The sequence below is a fragment of the Salinivibrio sp. IB872 genome, from assembly GCF_001995345.1.
GTDB classification, from domain to species: domain Bacteria; phylum Pseudomonadota; class Gammaproteobacteria; order Enterobacterales; family Vibrionaceae; genus Salinivibrio; species Salinivibrio proteolyticus.
Map to the genome: position 1 here is coordinate 137,285 of NZ_MUFO01000003.1, position 20,852 is coordinate 158,136.

Sequence of the window (20,852 nt, forward strand, 5' to 3'; positions counted from 1 at the left end):
TCGATTATACCTTAGTCAGAAGCTTGTTCACCGACGCCAAGAACTCAGACGGATCATCCATGCTTCCTTTTTCTGCCAGCATCGCTTGACCTAGCAGCATTTCCACCCAGGTACCAAACTTCTCTTCATCGCTCTCATCCGCCATACGCTTGACAAGATCATGCTCTGGGTTGAGCTCGAAGATGTACTTCACTTCCGGTGCTTGTTGCCCCGCTGCTTCAAGCAGTTTCGCCATCTGAGTACCCATTTCAAACTGGTCAGTTACCACAACTGCAGGCGTATCGGATAGTTTGAACGTTGGACGAACATCTTTCACGCGCTCACCTAAATGAGACTTCACGCGCTCAACCACAGACTCAAACGCTTTTTCTGTTTCTTCACGCTTGGCTTTGGCTTCTTCGTCGTCAAACTGGCTAAGATCGAGGTCTGCTTTGGTAATCGCTTGGAATTGCTTACCATCAAACTCAGTGAGATAGCTCATCAGCCACTCATCGATGCGATCGTACATCAAGATAACTTCAATGCCTTTAGCCTTGAATTGCTCAAGGTGAGGGCTGTGCTTCGCAGCGTTGTAGCTATCTGCGGTGATGTAGTAAATCTTCTCCTGCTCGTCTTTCATGCGCGACACGTAGTCCGCCAATGAAACGGTTTGCTCCGCACTGTCTTCGTGCGTCGATGCAAAACGCAACAAGCCCGCAATTTTTTCTTTGTTGCCAAAGTCTTCAGCCGGACCTTCTTTAAGTACCAGACCAAACTCACGCCAGAAGGTGTGATACTTCTCCGCGTCGTTTTTAGCCAGCTTCTCGAGCATAGATAGCACGCGCTTAGTGCAAGCACTACGCAGTGATTGGGTGATCTTATTATCTTGCAAGATCTCACGAGAGACGTTGAGCGGTAGATCGTTCGAGTCAATCAAACCACGGATAAAGCGCAAGTAACTTGGCATAAATTGCGACGCATCATCCATAATGAACACGCGTTGCACGTACAGTTTCAAACCGTGTTTGTGTTCACGGTTGAACAGATCCCACGGTGCTTTCGACGGGACATATAGCAAGCTTGTGTAGTCATTTTTACCTTCGACACGGTTGTGGCTCCATGTCAGTGGCTCCGCGAAATCGTGTGAGACGTGCTTATAAAACTCTTTATACTCGTCCGCGCTAATGTCTGATTTAGATCGGGTCCACAAAGCTTGAGCTTTATTGACCTTCTCCCATTTGCCTTCGCCAGTTTCCTTACCTTCGTCGTCTTTTTCGATAGTCCACATTTCAACCGGAATACCGATGTGATCAGAGTATTTGCCAATCACCTCGCGCAGGCGCCAGTCGTTGAGGAATTCTTTCTCATCGTCATTCAGATGCAAGATAATATCGGTGCCGCGTTCAGCTTTCTCGATAGGCTCTAGGGTGTATTCGCCCTCACCCGTAGATTCCCAGCATACAGCTTGGTCTGCCGCCAGACCGGCAGCACGGGTGTGCACGGTCACCTTGTCGGCAACGATAAAGGCAGAATAAAAGCCCACGCCAAACTGACCAATCAAGTTGGAATCTTTGCTTTGATCTTCATTGAGTTGGTTTAGAAACTCTTCTGTCCCTGACTTAGCGATGGTCCCAAGGTTGGCGATCACATCATCTCGGCTCATACCAATGCCGTTATCAGAGATAGTCAGCGTACCTGCATCCTTGTCTACTGAGAGGCGTACGCGTAAATCCCCATCATTTTCGTACAATTCAGGGGCAGAAAGTGCTTTAAAACGAAGCTTGTCAGCCGCGTCTGACGCATTCGAGACCAGCTCACGCAGGAAAATCTCTTTGTTTGAGTAGAGTGAATGGATCATCAATTGCAACAGCTTGGATGTATCAGAGCCAAACTGGTGTTTTTCTGGGGTTTTCACGCTCATGTCAATCTACCTAAAGCTATGATAATTAAACGCCAAGTGAGCCCGAAGCGGACCACCTGATGACGAATTGGATAAAGTCTCTTTGGATATAGGGGCCGCTCGCGACGCTTTCAAGGCTTAACTGACCAAAAATAAATCACTTAGTCATCTATTCGCGTCATCAAGCAAAGCAGCCACAAGTTCACCCAGCCTTGCTATCCCCGCGGCCCGTAACCACAGGCGGCAAGCCAATGGTTCACGGCCTCGCGCTCACTGGGCACGTAGTGGAGTTGGTAACGGGCGACGATACGATCAAAACGATAGACATAGTCACAACGCAGTGTCTCGACCGGCGGCAGCCATTCATCAGGCCCTTTCGCGCCTTTTTGTGTTAGTGGAAAAGAAAAAATATCCCTAAAAGCATCAAAAATCTAAACCAGAAATCAAAATCTGGTTTTTTTTCAACCTAAGTGCAGATATAGTCTAATAAAGACCATACTAAAAATACCGGTTGGAAATTTTGTGCTGAACAGCGTCTGCATAGAGGCCAATATCAAAGTAGACAACACGGGGACGATGATCAGTCTTCCGGTGATCGTTACCCAAGATGGCTTACTGAAAAGTTATTTGGATTATTTGATCGTTCATCGATTCAAGTCTCGAAGCTGGAAAGACAGGAGCGCTTTCGCGATTCGACTCCTCATCGATTACACGAATCAGAATAAAGGCTGCTTTGAGAACCCTCACCAACTGTTTCAGGAGTTTTCAAACAGCCTCTACACCGGAACGATTGGCGAGGACGGTAGCGATCCGAGTTGGCTGCGGTGGAAACCACGCGAGGATAAGGACGCGAACTTTCTAATCAGCCTGATAACACAATACACAGACTGGCTCTCTGAGCAGTATGAAGAGAAAAAGCTTCAGATAAACCCAATGGTGAAACCTATTCGTTACGAGGAGTGGATGAGCCTCGCCGCTTGGTACCAGAAGAAGCGACGGTCTTTTCTGTCCCATCTTTGGGCCAACAAACCAGCCCCGGATTATTACCGGAGAGTCATGCCCAGGAAGCTGTCAGGCTCAGGCGGTAATGGAGGCAAGAAAAGCTTTCCTTCTGGACGCATTGACGATCTCTTATGGAATGGCTTCACGCGATACGGCTTTGAAGCCAGCGACGTCGTTCATGAGCGCCTGGATCTGAAAAATGTGCTCATTACCATGCTGATGCATTACGGGGGACTGAGGCTCAGCGAGTGCTTTCACCTTTGGGTCGAAGATGTCATGCCGTGGGATGACGGAACCGCACTGGTCAAAGTCTTTCATCCCGATAAAGGGCGGTCCCGTCCAAACGGCCCCAGCAGGCGCGAAGAGTTGCTCAAAAAGTATGGGATGCAACCGCGATTTGAATATTCGAAATCCCATACGCTGCATGCAGGTTGGAAAGCGCCCAAAGAGGACAATGAAAGTTGCCACTTTCTTCAGGTTTGGTGGTTTCCAAGAAGAGCTGGTGAAACCTTTAACGACCTTTGGCGGCTTTACCTGACCTACCAGCGATACCCCGATGGCGGTAAACATCCGTTTGCATTCACGACGCAATCAGGCGCTCCGCACTCAATCAAAGGCTATAACCAATCGCTTAAAAGAGCCGTTGAAAGAATTGGTTTACCGTTTTCAAAAGAAGCGGGAACGACAGCACACGCCCACCGACACTCGTATGGGCAAGCTCTGGCTGATGCAAACGCTGATTCTCTGATCATTAAAAACGCCCTACACCATAAATCGATAGAAAGTCAGCAGGTCTACACCGAACTCACTGATAAGCAGATGCGTGCGCATTTGAGCAGATTGTCGCCCGAGCACGGCTTAATTTCTCCAATCAAGAAAGGACTCACTCATGGCAACTAAGTACGCCACGCTCGCCGAAGCCTCAGAAGCCGCTCAGCGCTTGGAATTCAAAACGCAGCCGGAATACAAGAAGGGCTACAAACAAGATCCGAAGCTGCCAGCAAATCCCAACCAACTCTATGCCGGAGATTGGGATGATTGGTATAGCTTCCTTGGCACTGAACCCCCCGGTGAGAAGTACGCCACTGTCGCCGAGGCGTCCGAGGCCGCTCAACGCTTGGGATTCGAAATAAGAGATGAATACAACAAGGGCTACAAAAAAGACCCGAAGCTGCCAGCAGCTCCCGACAAACACTATGCCGAAGATTGGTCTGATTGGCCCAACTTCCTTCGCAATGAGCGCCCTAGAGAGAAATATGTGACACTCGCCGAGGCGTCCGAAGCCGCTCAGCGATTGGGCTTCAAAACACGCACCGAATACCATGAGGGCTACCAAAAAGACCCGAAGTTGCCATCGAATCCCCAACGAAGTTATGCCGGAGAGTGGGATGATTGGTATAGCTTTCTTGGCGTTGAGCGCCCCGAGAGGTACGCGGCGCTTGCCGAGGCGTCCGAAGCCGCTCAGCGCCTGGGGTTCAAAACGCAGCAGGAATACTATGAGGACTACCAAAAAGACCCGAAGTTGCCTTCGAACCCCTCTGTTTACTATGCCGAAGACTGGGTTGACTGGTTCAGCTTCCTTGGCAACGAGCGCCCCGAGAAGTACGCGACGCTAGCCGAGGCGTCCGAAGCGGCTCAACGCTTGGGGTTTAAAACACAGGCGGAATACTATGAGGGATACCAAAAAGACCCGAAGCTGCCAGCAACTCCCGATAAATTCTATGCCGAAGATTGGATTAGTTTGTACAGCTTCCTTGGCACCGAACGCTCCGATGGGAAGTACGCGACGCTAACCGAGGCGTCCGAAGCGGCTCAACGCCTGGGATTCAAAACGTCCACAGAATACTTTGACGGCTACAAGCAGGACCCGAAGCTGCCACGCCATCCCAACGAAACGTATCGCAGAAATTGGGCTGATTGGTACAGTTTTCTTGGCAATGAGCGTCCCAAAGAAAAGTACGCGACGCTCGCCGAGGCGTCCGAAGCAGCCCAGCGCTTGGGATTCAAAACAAAGAAGGAATTCATCGAGGGCTACAAACAAGACCCGAAGCTGACAGTAAGTCCCTTCGACTTCTATGCCGAAGATTGGGATGATTGGTACAGCTACCTTGGCATTGAGCGCCCCGTTAAGAGGTACGCGACGCTCGCCGAGGCGTCCGAAGCCGCTCAATGCTTGGGGTTAAAAACAGGTGCGGAATACTTCAGGGGCTACGAAAAAGACCCGAAGTTGCCATCGCAGCCGAATAAAACTTATTCCGAACATTGGATATCTTGGCCTCACTTCCTGGGCAACGAAAACGCCATTAATCGAGAACTGACCAGCAAATACCCCGAGTTTTGGAAATCCATTCAGTGTTATGTAGAGGCTGGTACAGGCCAATCCAACAAATACTCACATTTGAGAGCTCTCCTTAGATTTTACGTGGACAAGTTGGGCTTGGTTGACGACCCGGGAGCCATGCTGTCAAGGGATATCCCGTTTGATGAGCGAGCGTACGAAAACTTCATAAATGTCACCGCAGATACTGTAAAAAAACCACGGCATAACGCCTGTTCCGCTTTTTTCGAGTGGATTTTGGAGACTTATTGCTCTGACGAGGACGATAACGGTGAGCTGATAGTTCTGCCCGGCTACCGCAATCCTCTTAGAACCGTTCTCAAGGGTTTGTTAGATCAGTTACCCAGTTACAAGCGCAGTGAATCAGACAAGCCTCCATTGCCCATGGATGCCATTGTACGAGCCAAGCAGCATCTGATTCCGCTAGAGGCGACGTCGTTTCGCGATCTCTATCAATTGCATCCCTTCCTCGAGGACTGCTGGTTCGGGGTTGATCCACAGTTAATTGATGACAATGACCCAAACTGCATTTATCGAGTGGTCAAAAAAGAGCGTAAGCGAGGTCGCAAGCGCTATTTTGAAGAGGTGCACGAGTTATGGTCGCCCGTAAAAATTGTCGCAAACTACACATTGCTATCCATTCCGTTGCGAGGACAGCAAATCTGTTGGCTCGACAGCGGAGAGGGAGATGAATTCGTTCCGTTATGGCGTGATGGGAAGGTTCACTGGATCGAAAATCCAAGTCCGCTTGCGACCCGAAAGCGGAATAAGGGCTTTATTCAGAAAGGGAACAATGACGGTGAGTTGAGCGCCTACATCACGACGAACAAAACCGGAAAGAAATTGGGCGGCTACGATATTCCATTCATGCCGGAAGATCTGGCGTATTGGATTATCCAGCTTCGGGAGTGGCAATCCAAATACAACCCAATCGAAGAACTGACACTGTGGACGCAAATCAACCCGCAGCAAAGGATACACAGAGACATCCTCAAAAGGCGCGGTAAACAATCGTTCCTGTTCCGCGACCCGGCCTCACACGCCTGTGATGAGAAGGCGTCGCCCATGCGTACGACAACCGCGTTTACACGAACCCTGCCTGCCCTGTTGTTCCATAGTCAGAGGCCAGGCGCGGACCTCGCTGAGAAAATCGAAAAAAAGAGCAGCGTGGATTACAAGAGCCAATTTACACCTCATGCTCTCCGCGTCAGCCTTATCACTGCCTACATTGTCGACGGCAGAGCGCCCATAGCCGTGATTTCAAAGCTGGTTGGTCATTCCTCTCTGGTGATGACGATTTACTATACAAAGGTAGGAGCCAGCAAAATGCGGCTGGAAATGGCGGCGGCTGAAAAACGGGCACTTGAGCAGAGTCACTATCGTTACGAAGACCTCATCCTCCAGAAGAAAATCGAAGAGGCGCGTCCGGAATTAATCGCCACAGACCGAAGCATCATGGATCAGTGTCTGACACCTGATTGGCCCTCTGGAGCCTTCCAACTTATGAGTTTCGGAATTTGCCCCATGAGCGGCAACAAGTGTGACGAAGGTGGCATGGCACTGGTTGAGCGGAAGGTTGAAGCACAGTACGCGCCGGTGCCCAATGGCTACCTTGGGGCTCGAAATTGTCCCCAGTGCCGCTTCTTCATTACCGGCCCGGCGTTTCTGGGAGGTTTGTCGGCCATTGCCAACGAAATCATTCTGGAAATCAATGTCACCCGCAATGAATACCACGAACTCGAAGAAAAAAGGCAGACGCTCGATGACGAGCGGTACGATGCCGAGTCTTCGGGACAGTTTTTTGGTAAAGAGCGAACGCTGAAAAAGATCACCTCGGCGTATGAGGAAAAAGCCAAAAAGCTCGACATGCTTCTCACGGATCTCCAGCACTTATACCGCCTGATTTCTCAATCTACCGAACTGCTGAAGACCTCCGGGACAGGCCAGCACCAGCTGATCGTCAGCGGCAATTACGTGGAAATGGAGATGCATTTGGAGGAGCAAAGCAGCGAATTTCGGTTGCTCGCTGAGGTCTGTGCCAACGCTGAAATTTACGAGAGCGCCAGTGCCTCCAGAGCACGCCCCCTGCTCAGTCAGATGCTCGACAAATTGGCGGACACCAACGGGATTGCACCCGCGATATTTCGGTTGACCGAGGATCAGCAGCTCAAAGCTGCCAATCAGGTCGTCCGGCTGATTATGCAAGTGACACAGAATAACTGGCACGTCGCTGACCAGTTGATCAATGGGCAAATCACCTTGGAAGATCTCGCCGAACCACTACAGCTAGGTGATGTGCGCCAAGAGATCGAGTCAGCCATGAACGGGTCTTTGAAATTCCCGCTAGAAATCGAGAGCTGCAATGAGTGAACCGAACGAAGTCTACGAGGCGATACTGGGCCAGTTGAAAAGCTCCCGTTCCAAGAAGTCCCTGGAGGCGCTTTACAGTGTGTGCAAGGAACATTACGAGGCTGGCGCGGTTGATTTCAGAATCGCAACGATTGCGAAATTGGGAGCCAGCCGTGGCGTTCCAAGCGCGCAAACCATAAGAAACAAAACCGGGGAGCCCTATAGAGCAGTCATTGAGGCTTGGCAGGCGCTTGGTAGCCAAAAAAAGAAGGCGATCAAGGCACAGACCACGCCCTCGGGCGAGTACGACTGGGTTGATCAGGTAAGCAATAAAACCCACCGCTTTCTCATACTCGACCTGATTTCGAAGGTCCGTAAATTGCGGGCCGAAAATAAAAGGTTTGCATCGATCAAGAAACTGGAAATCGATTATCGGACAGATGCGTTCGACAAGCCTGAATCGAAGTTACCAAGCCTGTTGAGTCACGAGATTGATGCATTGAAAGACGCCATCTCGGAGGAATCTCTGAAAGTGAAGGGTTGGACTAAAACAGAGCGAGGCAGCATCAAGGACCAAAACGGCAAGGTTATCCTCAGAAACGGTTTTGTGGATGCGCTCGAAAAAGTGTTGAGTATCGAGAATGGCTAACGGACAAGAAAGAGCTCGCGAAAACCTGGTTGCCTTTCAGCGTTGGGCCGCTACGCAAACCGATGACGATTTTAAGCAGATCGTCTTTCGCGGCCAGTTAAACCGTGGCGAAGTCGCCAAGGCAATCGGAATCGGAAAGAGCGCCTTACGCCAGAATCCGGCGATAAAATCGGCCTTGGAGCATCTCGAAACGGACCTCCGTGAAAAAGGCGTGTTACCGCCACTGACAGAATCCGCAAAGCAACAACGGTCTGAGCCAAAGCCGTATGATGCCAGCGCCAAGCAGCGGTCCCTGGAATCAAAACGACTCTCGGTTCTGGAGCAGGAAAACATTGAGCTGAAAGCCCGCGTAGCAACGCTGGAAGCCAAGCTCAAGCGCTACGGCGAGTTATCTGAGGTGCTGACGGAATTTGGTGTCGCCCCGTGAATGAAGACTATTTGCGCGTAACAAGTTGCCAGCATGAAGGCGCGAAATACACGATCTTTTCTGGTGTCCCGCTGAAAGCCAATAGCTACCGCATCAACAGCGGTAAATACATCATATCCATCCGGTGCGAAAACCAGTCTCTGCCCATCAAACCATCTGTAGGCCAGCAATGGCGCGTGCGTGGTGAGCGGGTATTGGAGGCGGTTCAGGCAGGCGACTATGAACTACAGCAGCATGTCTATAACGCGCCGGTTGAAATGGAATGCACGTTACCAGAATCCGGTGAGGCACTGATCCGCTTTATTGCGTCAGACAAAGATTTCACCGGCATTGGTGAGGCGAAAGCACGGGCGCTCTGGGACGCCTTTGGTAGCAGACTACACCAGATGCTGCGATACGACTCAGCGGATCACAGGGAGCTTCTGAGAGGCATTCTGAGTGAGGTATCGGTAGACGCTCTATACAGCGGCTACGCCAAATATCGAAACCTCGCACACGCTAATTGGCTGGCCTCTCTCGGAATCCCTTTGCGTATCCAGCAACGCATTCTGAAATACCACGATGAACGCACTGTCGATGTCCTCAAAAGCAACCCCTATGCGCTTCTTGGATTTGGAATGGCATTCAGGGACATTGATCCCATCGCAGAGCGACTGGGGTTTGCCAAATCTTCGCCCCAGCGCCTTGCCGGGGCACTTGAGACGGCAATCCGCAAACAGGTTGAAAAGGGGCATACTTACGCCACCCACAAAGCCCTCAAGCCGTTGGTTGCCGAACGTTTACAGAACGCCGAACTGACAACGGCCGCTTTCGAAAACGGGCATCAGAGCGGCCAATTTATCCTCCGACCCGATACCGGAACCTACCATCCCACCGCTCAAATCATGATGGAGTCGGTCGTTGCCAAACGCCTGAAATCCCTGGCCTGCTTGATTGACTCAAATCAAGAGGTATTCAAAGCCTTAACCGATGCCGTTCTGGATTTGCCTTATGACCTCACGGAGCAACAGGTGCAGGCTGTTGAATCCAGTCTGACCAACTCTGTGTCCTGCATTATCGGTGGTGCAGGAACGGGCAAAACAACGGTGTTGAGGACAGTTCTCAGGGAGTACAACTCACTGGGATATGAAATTCATGCGGTTGCCTTGTCTGGCAGAGCGGCAATGCGGCTGCACGAGAGCATTGGCTTCTTCACCATGACCATTGCTCGGTTGCTTCGAGAAGAGCCGATCGAGCCCATGCTGGATCGCTCAAAGCATGTCCTTGTGATCGATGAGGCGAGCATGATTGACCTTCCAACCATGTACCGAATCATCACGCATCTTGATCCATCAGTTCGGATCATCCTGACTGGTGATCCCAACCAGCTCCCGCCAATCGGTTGCGGCAAAGTTTTGTCGGACATTGTGGAATCAGGTGCCGTGGCGACTCAGGCACTTAGCATTGTGAAGCGTCAGGAAAGCGCGACGGGGATACCGGAATACTCAGCCACGATCAATCGTGGCGAGGTCCCTCGTTCGTTGTCGTGTGGAGCGATTACGTTCCATGAGGAGAGTCCAGAACAGATTGTTGATCGGTGTAAGGCGCTCTATGCAGAGTCTCCTCAAACCACTCAAATCGTGGGGGCAACCAAGGCATTGGTCAGAGAGCTGAATCAAGAGTGTCAGCGGCTGATTAATCCGGATGGTGAGCGTCTGCAATTTAACCTCTATGGCGAGGTGTAGGAGAGGAATAAAGTTCATACTAAGCAGTCAAGTAACCCTGTTTGTACCGTTCTAAATGATACTCACCCAGAAATAAAGATTCATACTAATTCCTACTACAAAGTCTGAGTCACGCTACAACTGAGTAATAAAGTATCATACTGGTTGTCTTGGGCATCCACAGATTGATCGGCCCCATTCAAACACGTTTCTGGACATTTATCATTTGCCTTTTTAGATAATCTGGCTGATCACACATGAGAAAAACTATTGCACCACCCTTGCAGGACAAAGGTGGCAATCAATAATAAGTTTTTATGGGTTTACCAGCTCTGCCTGCTCTAAAACAAGCTCGACAGCTTCCGCCTGCTCATCAGGCGGGTATCCAGTACGTTTAAGTATCTGCTTAATCTTGAGCCTCATCTTCGCTCGAAGGTTTTTTCGCTTGGCCCAGTCTGGTTGTGCACTCTTGCGAATCTCCTCAGCAAGCTTTCTAGCAATAGTCAGAATGTCTTTCTGCTGCATTGCCTCACGAGCAGAATCATTAGCAATTAGTGCATCAAAGAAGGCCAATTCTTCTTTGGTTAAGTTCAGCTCTTCACCGCGATCTGCTGACTCCCGTAACTCCTTAGCCAGCTTAATCAGTTCTTCAATAACTACGCTGGTCTCAACCGAACGATTACGGTATTTATCAAGGGAGTTACGTAGCATCTCAGAGAACGTCTTGTAAGCGACAGCGTTCTTAACAGTGCGAGTCTTTATCTCATCTTGAATGAGCTTTTTGAGCATCTCTACTGCTAGGTTCTTGTGCTCACTTTTTTCGACTTCAGCAAGGAACTCATCGTCAAGAATACTAATGTTTGGCTTGTTCAACCCTGCGGACTGGAAGACATCTACAATCTCGCCAGAAACGATAGTTTCAGACACAACCTGTCTTAATGCCGTTTGAACATTCTCATCAGACATGCGTTGCTTTGAAGTAGTAGATTTCTTAATGGCTGCGCGTAGCGTTTCAAAAAAGGCGATCTCTTCTTTGATATCTTTGGCCTCATCCATGCTGCTACATAAACTGAATGCCTTAGATAGTGACAGAGCCGCTTTATCGAACCGTCTCTTACCATCTTCTAAGTTAAGAATGTGGTTCATGGCACCTGCAAGCAAGCCAAGTGTATTGGTTCGATAGTCTCTGTAGTCGAAGCCATGCATGATCCCACGGCAAACATCTAGCTTGGTCATGGTTACAGCCAAAGCTTCAGCCAGGTCAATTGTCGGAGACCCGTTACCGCTTGCTGTGTAGTTTGCAATTGCATTGCGAAGCTCAGGCGCGATACCTAAGTAATCGACAATCAAACCACCTTCTTTATCGCGGAATACACGGTTCACACGAGCGATAGCCTGCATCAAGTTATGGCCTTTAAGCGGCTTGTCGATATACATGGTATTCAAACAAGGCGCATCAAAACCTGTCAGCCACATGTCGCAAACAATGACCAGTTTCAGCTCATCTTCTGGGTCTTTAACTCGCTTGGCGATCTTCTTCTGAATTGGCTTTTTATGTATATGCTTTTGGTACTTCGCTGGGTCATCAGATGTGCCTGTCATGATGACCTTCATGCAGCCTTTCTCTGGATCGTCGTTTGCCCAATCAGGCTTGAGTTCAGCAATCTTATCGTAGACCTGAACACACGCCTCACGACTAATACAGACCATCATCGCTTTTGAAAGAGACGTCTCTTCGCGAGAGGCAAAATGCTTCAGCAAGTCTCGAACCAAGCGATCTACACGGTCTTCAGCACAAACTAGAGCCTCTAATGCCGCATTTCGAGTTTTGGCCTTAGCTTGATCATCTTCATCATATTCAGCAACCAACTCATCAACTTTGGAGTCTACGTCTTCTTCAGTTGTGCTCTTACTCATATCAAGCTTGATTAGACGACTCTCATAATAAAGCGGTTTGGTTGCGCCATCTTTTTGGGCCTGCTCGATGTCGTAAACAGAAACGTCATCACCAAAGACAACACGAGTATCCTTGTCCTCCATTTCAATTGGCGTACCAGTGAAGCCAATGAAACCTGCATTGGGTAAGGAGTCCCGAAGGTGCTGAGCGTAGCCATACTTCATTTCACTAGTTTTTGAGTCTACGCGAGCCTTTAAGCCATACTGTGAGCGATGGGCCTCATCTGCTGCAACGACGATGTTAAAGCGTTCTGTGAGTGGCTTACAGCGAGTTTCTCCCTTAGGTGGAGCAAACTTCTGCATGGTTGTAAAGATGATTCCGCCAGATGGACGATTATTTAATAGCTCTCTCAGTTCATCTCGATCTTTGGCTTGAACAGGCGTATCGCCAAGTAGCTCTGCATTCTCAGCAAAGGTTTCGAATAGCTGCTCATCGAGGTCGTTACGGTCAGTCACGACAACAATCGTTGGGTTGTTCATTGATGGCGATGCCATCAGCTTAGCGCTGTAAAATGTCATCGAGAGTGACTTACCAGAGCCTTGAGTGTGCCAGTAGACACCGCACCGTTGGTCGCCATCATGACGAGTCGCTCGAATCGTACTTTCAACCGCAGCGCGAACACCATGGAATTGGTGATAACCAGCGATCTTCTTAATGACCGTCTCATTATCGACTTCGAATGAGACATAGTATTGAAGATAATCGAGAAGAAGCTCTTGATTGAAGAATCCACGAACCATCACCTCAAGGGCCAATGTATCGACAGTGTCATCACGAGAGCCATCAATCGTTCTCCAAGGAGTGAATCGGTCTCTATTGGCCGTCAGTGAGCCAATGTAGGCTTCAGCCCCATCTGAGATGATTAGGGACTCGTTAAAGACAAATAGATCTTTGATGGCTTGCTTGTAGGTCTGAACTTGATTGTACGCTCGCCATACATCGGCTTTGGTATCGGCAGGATTTTTTAGCTCAAGAAGTGAAATGGGTAAACCGTTTAGAAATACGACGATGTCTGGTCTGCGGTTATCGATCTCACCATTGGTGACACCGTTGACTGAAAATTGCCTCACGGCCAACCAGTTATTGTGCTCATTATTGAAATCAACCAGCCTGATCTTATCCCCTACAGGATGCCCACGTTCGTCTTCATACTCAACTTGAATGCCTTCGATGATTTGACGATGGAATGTGTGGTTAGCACGTTCAACAGACAGGGCTGTATTGAGCAAAATACCAATGGCGGTATCGATACATTCTTCTGGTAAGTGTGAGTTGATATTCAGCAGAGCTTGGCGGAGCCGAGGTTTGAGAACGACGTCAGAGAGCGATTCTCGCTCTGGTGTACTACCTTTCGGCTCTAACTCACTGCCGTTTAACGTTTGGTAGCCGAGGCTTCCAAACCAGACCATACAATGGTCTTCTAGCATTTCTTCCGTTATTTTCATTTTATATCCATTCTTATTTATTGTTTTTGTTATGAATATGATTAAGCCAGTCCTAGCCCCAAATGCAGGGTTCGGACTTCCAGTTATACCGCTTCTGCAAGCTCCTGTGCAGCTTCACCTACAGAAATTTGACCTGAGATTAGCTTTGGCAATAAACGATCTCGTAGTTTTGAAAGAATATCCACCTCATTGCAGTTATTAAGCAATCTCTGATAAAGAGGAGAGGTTATCTTTGAAAACGCCTTAAAGATGCTGTCGTCTAGTGGGGTTGCTAGTTGATAGTCAGTGACATCTGCCCACTTTGCTCTAGGCATACGAGTTCCTGATGAACATCTAGTTAAGTGATCAATTAATCTATCCTGATAGACAACATTTAATGCGTATTCAAAATAAAATGACTCTTTCGGTCTAACTACCAGAATGTCAGTTGAGCAAACTCCGTCAAAGTTTGGAATCCCTACCTTATGGAAATATGGACGCAATTTACCTAACAATATGTCATTGACTTGAAACTGTGATTTATTGCTTGTAACACTTTCTCCGAGGCCGTGTTCATAGACTGAAAGGCATTTTCGATTTATATGCTCTAATCCCAGATAAGGCATGTCACTGTCAATGTCGCCTTTCTTTATGTTTTTCCTAACATTTGTAGCGTATTTTTCAATGTTGCTGACTTCCCACCCCTTCGGAATCATCCCCAGCTCAGAATCTTCAAACTCGCTTGGGAACAACGCTTGGATTTCAGGCGACAAACCATCGAAAGGCAGACCTTCCTTGTTCGCCTTCACTGGATCAAAATCGATAAACCAAGACTTAAAGATGCGCTGGGCGAGCTTTTCTAAGGTCTGGTTCATTGGTTTATTATTTTCGATCTTATCATCGAGCGCTTTCAATATTTTCCCGATGTGTTCTTGTTGAGACTTGTCGGCAATAATTTCACACTCAAGTTCATTGACCGCATTTTTATCCAGCTCTGTCTGCCCTGTGCTACCTGTAAATAGAGTTTCAATAATCTTCTGTTTACTTTTAATCAAATAGCCAAAATATATAGGGTCAATGTCATCGTTTGGTCGAAGTATCGCAACATGGCTATCTACAGTAACTTCATCATTAGCACCAAAATATTGAGCTACTCGACCTAGAGTGCCAGTGCCTGTAGAGTTAATTAAAACATCAAATTTTTTCAGCAATTTATCATCAGCAACTTTGCGCTTACTGCGGTCATGTAAACGACATAGCTCGAAATTAACTGAAAAATCACGAATACATTTTTGGTTGATCACTGGGATCGTTGATTCATTACTATCATCTGAATATTTAGGAGTGATTCCCTTTTTAAGTAATGATACTAGCTCCGATACTTGAACTGTTTTAGAGCACATACCCAACCTCCGCAAGCGAAGCCTTGATTTGCTCATCAAGAGTAACCGACTTAGTAATCTGTTCTGATAACTGTTCAGTTAGGATAGCCATATCTTCCTGGTATGAAGCTTCATCTTCTTCGACTTCCGCCGCACCAACGTAGCGTCCAGGAGAAAGAACAAAGTCTGCTTTTTGGATGTCTTCAAGCTTGGCCGATTTACAGAAGCCAGGGATATCTTCGTATGTTTTCACAGAGAAGTCCGTTTTAGCCCAAGCGTGGTAAGTCTGGGCAATTTCATCGACATGATGTGGGTCAAACACCAACTGAGCACGAGACTCTAGACGGCCTAGATGACGAGCATCGATGAAGAGAGTTTCACCTTTACGCTTCTTGTTCTTGTTGAAGATAAACAGACATGAAGGGATCTGGGTGTTAATGAATAGCTTAGGCGGTAGGGCAACCATACACTCAACCAGATCATCTTCAATGATGGCCTTACGAATGTCGCCTTCAGTATTCGCTGTCGATGTCATAGCACCATTCGCCATGACCACACCTGCACGACCAGTATCATTTAGATGGTAAAGCATGTGTTGGATCCAAGCATAGTTAGCGTTGCTATCTGTTGGTGTTCCCCACTTCCAGCGAACATCATTTGCTACTTTGCTTGCGCCCCATTTCTCTTGGTTGAACGGCGGGTTCGCCAGGATGTAGTCTGCACGAACATCTTTATGCAAGTCGTTCAGAAGCGTATCGGCATTCTCAGCGCCCAAGTCAAAATCGATACCACGGATAAGCAGGTTCATCGCTGCCATCTTCCATGTGGTGTATGTGTACTCTTGACCGTAAACACTGATATCGCCGCGCTCACCACCATGACTTTCCATGAACTTCTCAGACCATGCCACCATGCCGCCAGAGCCAATCGCTGGCTCGTATAGAATACCTCGCGTCGGAGCGATGATTTCAACAAGTGTTTTTACGATGGACTCACATGTGAAGAAGGCACCTGCATCTGAACCTTCTGCAAGAGCAAATTTACCCAGGAAGAATTCATACGCTAGACCTAGAACATCAGCAGAACGATGCTCTTTGTTGTTGAAGCTAAGAGTGCCAAGCAGATCAACCAGCTCACCCAGTTTGCTTGATGGGATTTTGAGTAGGCCAAACCCACGGTAAAGCATGCCTTTTAGATCAGGGTTGTTATCTTCGATTGCCTTAGAGGCATCATCCAAAATCTTCGCAAAGTTTGGCTGTTTTGCATTGGCTACAAGATATTCCCAACGAGCCACTTCTGGAACCCAGAAGATGTTTGCTGCTTCATACAGATCTGGATCGTCGATATCCATTTCGAAGAACTCATGGTCTTCGTCTTTAATCCATTCTTGAGCATCGTTGCGGAACTCGCCAAAAGAGTCACTTACGTACTTAAAGAAAAGAAGTGCCAGTACAGGGTGTTTGTATTCTGATGGTTGTAACGCACCACGCAACGCCACGGCTGATTCCCATAGCGTTTCAAAAAAAGCTTTATCGCCAACATTTCTAACCATTTTTCTTGTTCTCATCATAATTTGGTATTAATCAATTATCATACCAAACCCTACTTTTATACGCCATTTACAAGGCAAACCAGAATGAAAAAGTAACCACTCAAAGAGTTTCAAACTATGGCGCTGGGATACTGTATCCATCCTCTTGATAGGCATGATTAAAAAGAACTAACTTAGCTGGGGCTCTAAGTACATCATTTATCATTAGTAAAACTAATCTAAAGTTTATCCTATCCAGAATTAGATAGTTTCATTCGAAAATGATAATGGGGCACAGGCTTTTCAGGAGAAAAGCCTGTAACAGCTTCTATATGTCAGCAGTCTGTTTTCTCAGACAACCTCAGAGCGTCCTCTAGCTCAACGCCAAGGTATCGAATTGTGTTATCAAGCTTCGAGTGTCCAAGTAAGATCTGTACAGCCCTGATGTTTTTCGTTCTGGCATAGATTAAAGTTGCTTTGGTGCGACGCATGGAGTGAGTACCGTAATAGTCAGCATTCAATCCAAGCTTTNTGTCAGCAGTCTGTTTTCTCAGACAACCTCAGAGCGTCCTCTAGCTCAACGCCAAGGTATCGAATTGTGTTATCAAGCTTCGAGTGTCCAAGTAAGATCTGTACAGCCCTGATGTTTTTCGTTCTGGCATAGATTAAAGTTGCTTTGGTGCGACGCATGGAGTGAGTACCGTAATAGTCAGCATTCAATCCAAGCTTTACAGCCCAGCTCCTGATAATTGCTCGATAGAATGAGTAGCTGATAGGTTGCCCAGAGCGGCGGCTACTCGGAAATAGAAAACTGCTTGCCTCTAGGGATGCTGCAAAAATCCATCGGTTAATACTTTGCTGTGTTCTTGGTGTAATCTCATAGTGGACATCGGTTCCCGTTTTTTGCTGGATGCACTGAACCCTGTCATAGATAACTCCTTGCGAAGAAACATCGTAAACGTGTAACTTTAGCAAATCACTCGCTCTTAACTTGCTATCTATAGCTAGGTTCAGTAACGCGAGCTGCATCAAATCGTTTTCAATCTCCAGCCTAGTTCTGATCCGCCAGATCTCTTCAAGCTTAAATGGCCTTTTTATGCCACTGCTTTTTCCAGAAGATGACTTTCTCATGATGACCTCCTCTCAGTGTTTTTGGTCAATATGAAGTTTGGCAGTCACATTTAGTAGGCCTCAGAAAGATCTGAAATGTTGGTGGACAAAAACGGCTTAGATTCGATGCTCTAAGCCGAAGGTTTCGAATAAGTTTAAATTGGGCTAAGAAAGTGATACATCTAAGACAAATACATCTATTAGTCCTTTGAGTTCTAATGGCAACCTTTGTTCAATACTTAGTTTGAGATCCTGCGCACAAGTAATCTCAGTCTTCTTGCGCCCTGCAATATCAACATGAACACCAAACCATATGACGAGATATATACCCTGCAGCTCCGCATCAGGATGAATGGAATAGCGTTGATACAACTGAGCTGTGGCTGCTGTATACAAATCCTTGTGCCATTGCCCTTTCGCTTCCACTACGAGTAATCTCCTTTTCCCTCCAATAGTTTTCGCCGCTGTTATATCAATTCTATTTTGATTTTTAGTCTGATGTTCAGAAGAAATAGTTATACTTTGGGGGTGAAGTACTAAGTTCAAACGTTCAGCTATTATCTCAACACAGCTGACTTCATTTCGGTGTACAATATTTCCGTTATCATCTTTCGTGTAAAATCGAGTAGCTGCATTGAATTCCCCTCCATCTATATCCTTCTGATAGTCTTCCAGTTTTTGAATAACAAGTTGGCGTAGCCCTTCCACTGTAACAACTGCGTTATTGTCCAATAAGTCCACAATCTTTTCTGGAGTAGGAGGCTCAAAGTCTCTCAGCGATTTTTTCCGCAGTTGCTCAGCTTTTATGCTTTTCAACTCTCTCTGAATATCACTAAATCTATCATCTTGAATAAGGCGATTAAGGACCGGAATCGCCTCATCAGGAGTATCACTACCTATTGACCAAATAATTTCAGTGAGGAAACGATATGCAGTCTCTCCCACAGGGCTCTCTGTCCCCCAAAAGCTAGGGAGGTGAACCTTCGGCCACTGATTAAAGAAAGCAAATAAAATAGATTCGATCTTAGTAGATGTTAGATTTGGCCAGTAAGAAGAACTATCTCGACTCATTCTGCTTGAGCGTCCTTCAAATAATAGTAGTGAGTCTCTATCACTTTTAAGCCAATCAAAATATGGTTTCGCAACTTCTACGTTTAGAAAATAAAAAGCTCTAACGAACCAAAACTTACGTTTTTGTTCGATATTTTCATCATCCGTCTGTTCAGGAAATTTTGATAAATAATAAGCACAGCGAGTTAGAATGATGTCATTAAGTATTTTCCTGTCTCCAAACTGAGTTGCGAGATCGAACAGCGTATCAAGCGCGTAAAAACTTAACTCGTCGAAACGTTCAAGCCATTCAATTGGTAGTTTTGCCCGCAAGGGACTGAATATCTCATCATACTTCAACATATCTACTCTAGGATGAGAACACTGATAACTTGCCAACTGAGGTTCGACATAGGAACGAAGGAACTGTTCAATAGATTCATTATTAGGAAAAAGTAAGCGATCAACTTCCGCTTTTAGAGCGTCGTGTTCGATTTTACTAACCGCATCGTAATGAACATTTAAGTTGGTCTTTAGAGCAAGGAGTAATTCTGGCTTAACACTGCCTAGGTTTCCGAATTCACGCATTATTTCAATGCAAGATGCGAAAAGGATCGTTTCAACATATAACCCTTTGGAGGAGCATCGCAACTCAGCTAGTTTGTTCAAGCTAGGAACTTCTGGTTCTATGAACTCATGACAATTCCTGAGAGCTTTTTTCACAATTTCCTCGTCGCCAAATTTCAGAACAACATCTTCTGGTTTAATAAGCGCGGTCCGCGCGAAATGAACCAAAAATCGAGGGTGTTCATAGTTCTGTGTCACCCAACGTTTAAAGATCTACGTAGTCGTCGAGCCGTCCTTCGAAGTGGATGCTCAATTGGGACAATGTCAGGTTCCAATTCTGCACCGGATGCGTCCACTTCTCTGACGCCTTCAACATACCTGCATACAGCAACTTGAGCAATGCGTTCTCGTTGGCAAAGCCACCCTTGGTNAATCGCTTTGCGGACCTGTTCTGGGTACTTGAAGTACACCGATAGATTTTCCCATTTGCTGCGCCACGACTTTATGACCAGTGGATATTGAGCACCCCATTTACTTTCCAGTTCATCTAACGCTTGCTCTGCGGCGTTTTGGGTCGTCGCGCGGTAAACGCACTTCAGATCGGACATAAAGGCTTTCTGATTCTTGCTGGCCACGTACTTCACGCTGTTGCGGATCTGATGGATGATGCAGAGCTGAACCTCCGTCTTGGGGTAGACAGTTTCGATGGCTTCAGGGAAGCCCTTTAATCCATCGACCGAGGCAATAAGGATGTCTTTAACGCCACGGTTTTGTAGGTCTGTCAGTACATTTAACCAGTAACGGGCACCTTCACTTTCTGAGAGATAAAGGCCAAGTAGTTCCTTTTTACCCTCGATATTCAGCCCTAAGATTGTGTACAGGGCTTTAGAGACAAAGCGGCCATTTTCTTTGATTTTGTAATGGATAGCATCTAACCAGACGAAGGGGTAAACCGCCTCCAATTCGCGTTCTTGCCAGGCGCGTAGCTCAGGCACCAAACGGTCTGTAATGGCGTTTATCGTGCCATTGGACACCTCAGTCCCATACATTTCAAGAAGGTACTCACGAATGCTTTTGTAGCTATTCCCAAGTGCAAATAATGAGATGATATTACGCTCCATCTCATCGGTTAACCGAGTCTGATACTTCTTAACGGTCTGCGGCTCGAAAGAGCCGTTGCGATCACGGGGCGTGTCTAGTTCGAACGAGCCTGAAGCGGTTTTGATGGTTTTCTGAGAGACACCGTTTTTGCGGTTAGGCTGACCCTCTTTGGTCAGGTGCTCATCCATCTCAGCAGCCAAAGCAGCTTCGGTGATCTGTTTAATCAACGGCGTTAGCAGTCCATCTTTCCCGTTGAGGTCTTGTCCAGATTGCAGTGCCTTAGCAAAAGCTTGAATATCAATTTCGTATTTGTCGGACATTGATGTATCACTCCCTGTTGAGGGTTAACTATAGGAGTGACACAGACTTTTGAACACTACCAA

Annotated in this window: 11 protein-coding genes and 2 pseudogenes; 5 read left to right on the forward strand and 8 right to left on the reverse strand. The window is 47.2% G+C overall.

All coding sequences use genetic code 11. The annotated features are described in order from the left end of the window. Positions 1-4: 4 nt before the first annotated feature. Complete coding sequence (gene htpG / locus BZJ18_RS02655; protein ID WP_077455232.1) at positions 5-1,900, reverse strand: molecular chaperone HtpG; 1,896 nt, start codon at positions 1,898-1,900, stop codon at positions 5-7. Positions 1,901-2,401: 501 nt separating this feature from the next. Between htpG and gmtY the strand changes: the two genes are divergently transcribed. The 5 genes from gmtY to BZJ18_RS02680 are packed head-to-tail and all read left to right on the forward strand — an operon-like array spanning position 2,402 to position 10,368. Beyond that, positions 2,402-3,781 (forward strand): gamma-mobile-trio recombinase GmtY, encoded by a 1,380-nt coding sequence (gene gmtY, locus BZJ18_RS02660; protein WP_077455233.1) that lies wholly within the window; start codon positions 2,402-2,404, stop codon positions 3,779-3,781. Continuing rightward, positions 3,771-7,589, forward strand: coding sequence for a gamma-mobile-trio integrase GmtZ (gmtZ, locus tag BZJ18_RS02665; RefSeq protein ID WP_077455234.1), 3,819 nt, complete (start codon positions 3,771-3,773; stop codon positions 7,587-7,589). The genes gmtY and gmtZ overlap by 11 nt, the downstream gene beginning before the upstream one ends. After that, complete coding sequence (gene gmtX, locus BZJ18_RS02670) at positions 7,582-8,217, forward strand: gamma-mobile-trio protein GmtX (RefSeq protein WP_077455235.1); 636 nt, start codon at positions 7,582-7,584, stop codon at positions 8,215-8,217. The genes gmtZ and gmtX overlap by 8 nt, the downstream gene beginning before the upstream one ends. Then, on the forward strand, positions 8,210-8,644 hold the full coding sequence (locus BZJ18_RS02675) for a VPA1267 family protein (protein ID WP_077455236.1): 435 nt from the start codon (positions 8,210-8,212) through the stop codon (positions 8,642-8,644). The genes gmtX and BZJ18_RS02675 overlap by 8 nt, the downstream gene beginning before the upstream one ends. Further along, positions 8,641-10,368: an AAA family ATPase gene (locus BZJ18_RS02680; protein ID WP_198532171.1), complete on the forward strand. Its 1,728-nt coding sequence runs from the start codon at positions 8,641-8,643 to the stop codon at positions 10,366-10,368. Before BZJ18_RS02675 ends, BZJ18_RS02680 begins: the two co-directional genes overlap by 4 nt. A gap of 294 nt (positions 10,369-10,662) precedes the next feature. Here BZJ18_RS02680 and BZJ18_RS02685 read toward each other — a convergent pair whose 3' ends face one another. From BZJ18_RS02685 to BZJ18_RS02715, 7 genes and pseudogenes are all read right to left on the reverse strand, one after another. After that, positions 10,663-13,749 carry a type I restriction endonuclease subunit R gene (locus BZJ18_RS02685; protein WP_077455237.1) on the reverse strand — a complete coding sequence of 1,029 codons (3,087 nt, stop codon included), beginning with the start codon at positions 13,747-13,749 and terminating at the stop codon, positions 10,663-10,665. A gap of 83 nt (positions 13,750-13,832) precedes the next feature. Beyond that, positions 13,833-15,131 carry a restriction endonuclease subunit S gene (locus BZJ18_RS02690; RefSeq protein WP_158011245.1) on the reverse strand — a complete coding sequence of 433 codons (1,299 nt, stop codon included), beginning with the start codon at positions 15,129-15,131 and terminating at the stop codon, positions 13,833-13,835. Continuing rightward, complete coding sequence (locus BZJ18_RS02695) at positions 15,121-16,662, reverse strand: type I restriction-modification system subunit M (RefSeq protein ID WP_077455239.1); 1,542 nt, start codon at positions 16,660-16,662, stop codon at positions 15,121-15,123. The genes BZJ18_RS02690 and BZJ18_RS02695 overlap by 11 nt, the downstream gene beginning before the upstream one ends. Before the next feature lie 314 nt (positions 16,663-16,976). Continuing rightward, positions 16,977-17,171 (reverse strand): annotated as a pseudogene (locus BZJ18_RS02700) (integrase); the annotation flags it as partial. Positions 17,172-17,175: 4 nt separating this feature from the next. After that, positions 17,176-17,772: a tyrosine-type recombinase/integrase gene (locus tag BZJ18_RS02705; protein WP_077455240.1), complete on the reverse strand. Its 597-nt coding sequence runs from the start codon at positions 17,770-17,772 to the stop codon at positions 17,176-17,178. A 144-nt stretch (positions 17,773-17,916) separates the two neighbouring features. Further along, complete coding sequence (locus BZJ18_RS02710) at positions 17,917-19,524, reverse strand: hypothetical protein (protein WP_198532173.1); 1,608 nt, start codon at positions 19,522-19,524, stop codon at positions 17,917-17,919. 109 nt (positions 19,525-19,633) lie between these two features. After that, positions 19,634-20,789: pseudogene (locus BZJ18_RS02715) on the reverse strand (IS256 family transposase). Between the last annotated feature and the right edge of the window lie 63 nt (positions 20,790-20,852).

Bases quoted from the DNA above. Each gene is read 5' to 3' on its own strand.
- htpG (WP_077455232.1), bottom strand. From the start codon at position 1,900: ATGAGCGTGAAAACCCCAGAAAAACACCAGTTTGGCTCTGATACATCC.
- gmtZ (WP_077455234.1), top strand. From the start codon at position 3,771: ATGGCAACTAAGTACGCCACGCTCGCCGAAGCCTCAGAAGCCGCTCAG.
- gmtX (WP_077455235.1), top strand. From the start codon at position 7,582: ATGAGTGAACCGAACGAAGTCTACGAGGCGATACTGGGCCAGTTGAAA.
- BZJ18_RS02675 (WP_077455236.1), top strand. From the start codon at position 8,210: ATGGCTAACGGACAAGAAAGAGCTCGCGAAAACCTGGTTGCCTTTCAG.
- BZJ18_RS02685 (WP_077455237.1), bottom strand. From the start codon at position 13,749: ATGAAAATAACGGAAGAAATGCTAGAAGACCATTGTATGGTCTGGTTT.
- BZJ18_RS02690 (WP_158011245.1), bottom strand. From the start codon at position 15,131: ATGTGCTCTAAAACAGTTCAAGTATCGGAGCTAGTATCATTACTTAAA.
- BZJ18_RS02695 (WP_077455239.1), bottom strand. From the start codon at position 16,662: ATGGTTAGAAATGTTGGCGATAAAGCTTTTTTTGAAACGCTATGGGAA.
- BZJ18_RS02705 (WP_077455240.1), bottom strand. From the start codon at position 17,772: ATGAGAAAGTCATCTTCTGGAAAAAGCAGTGGCATAAAAAGGCCATTT.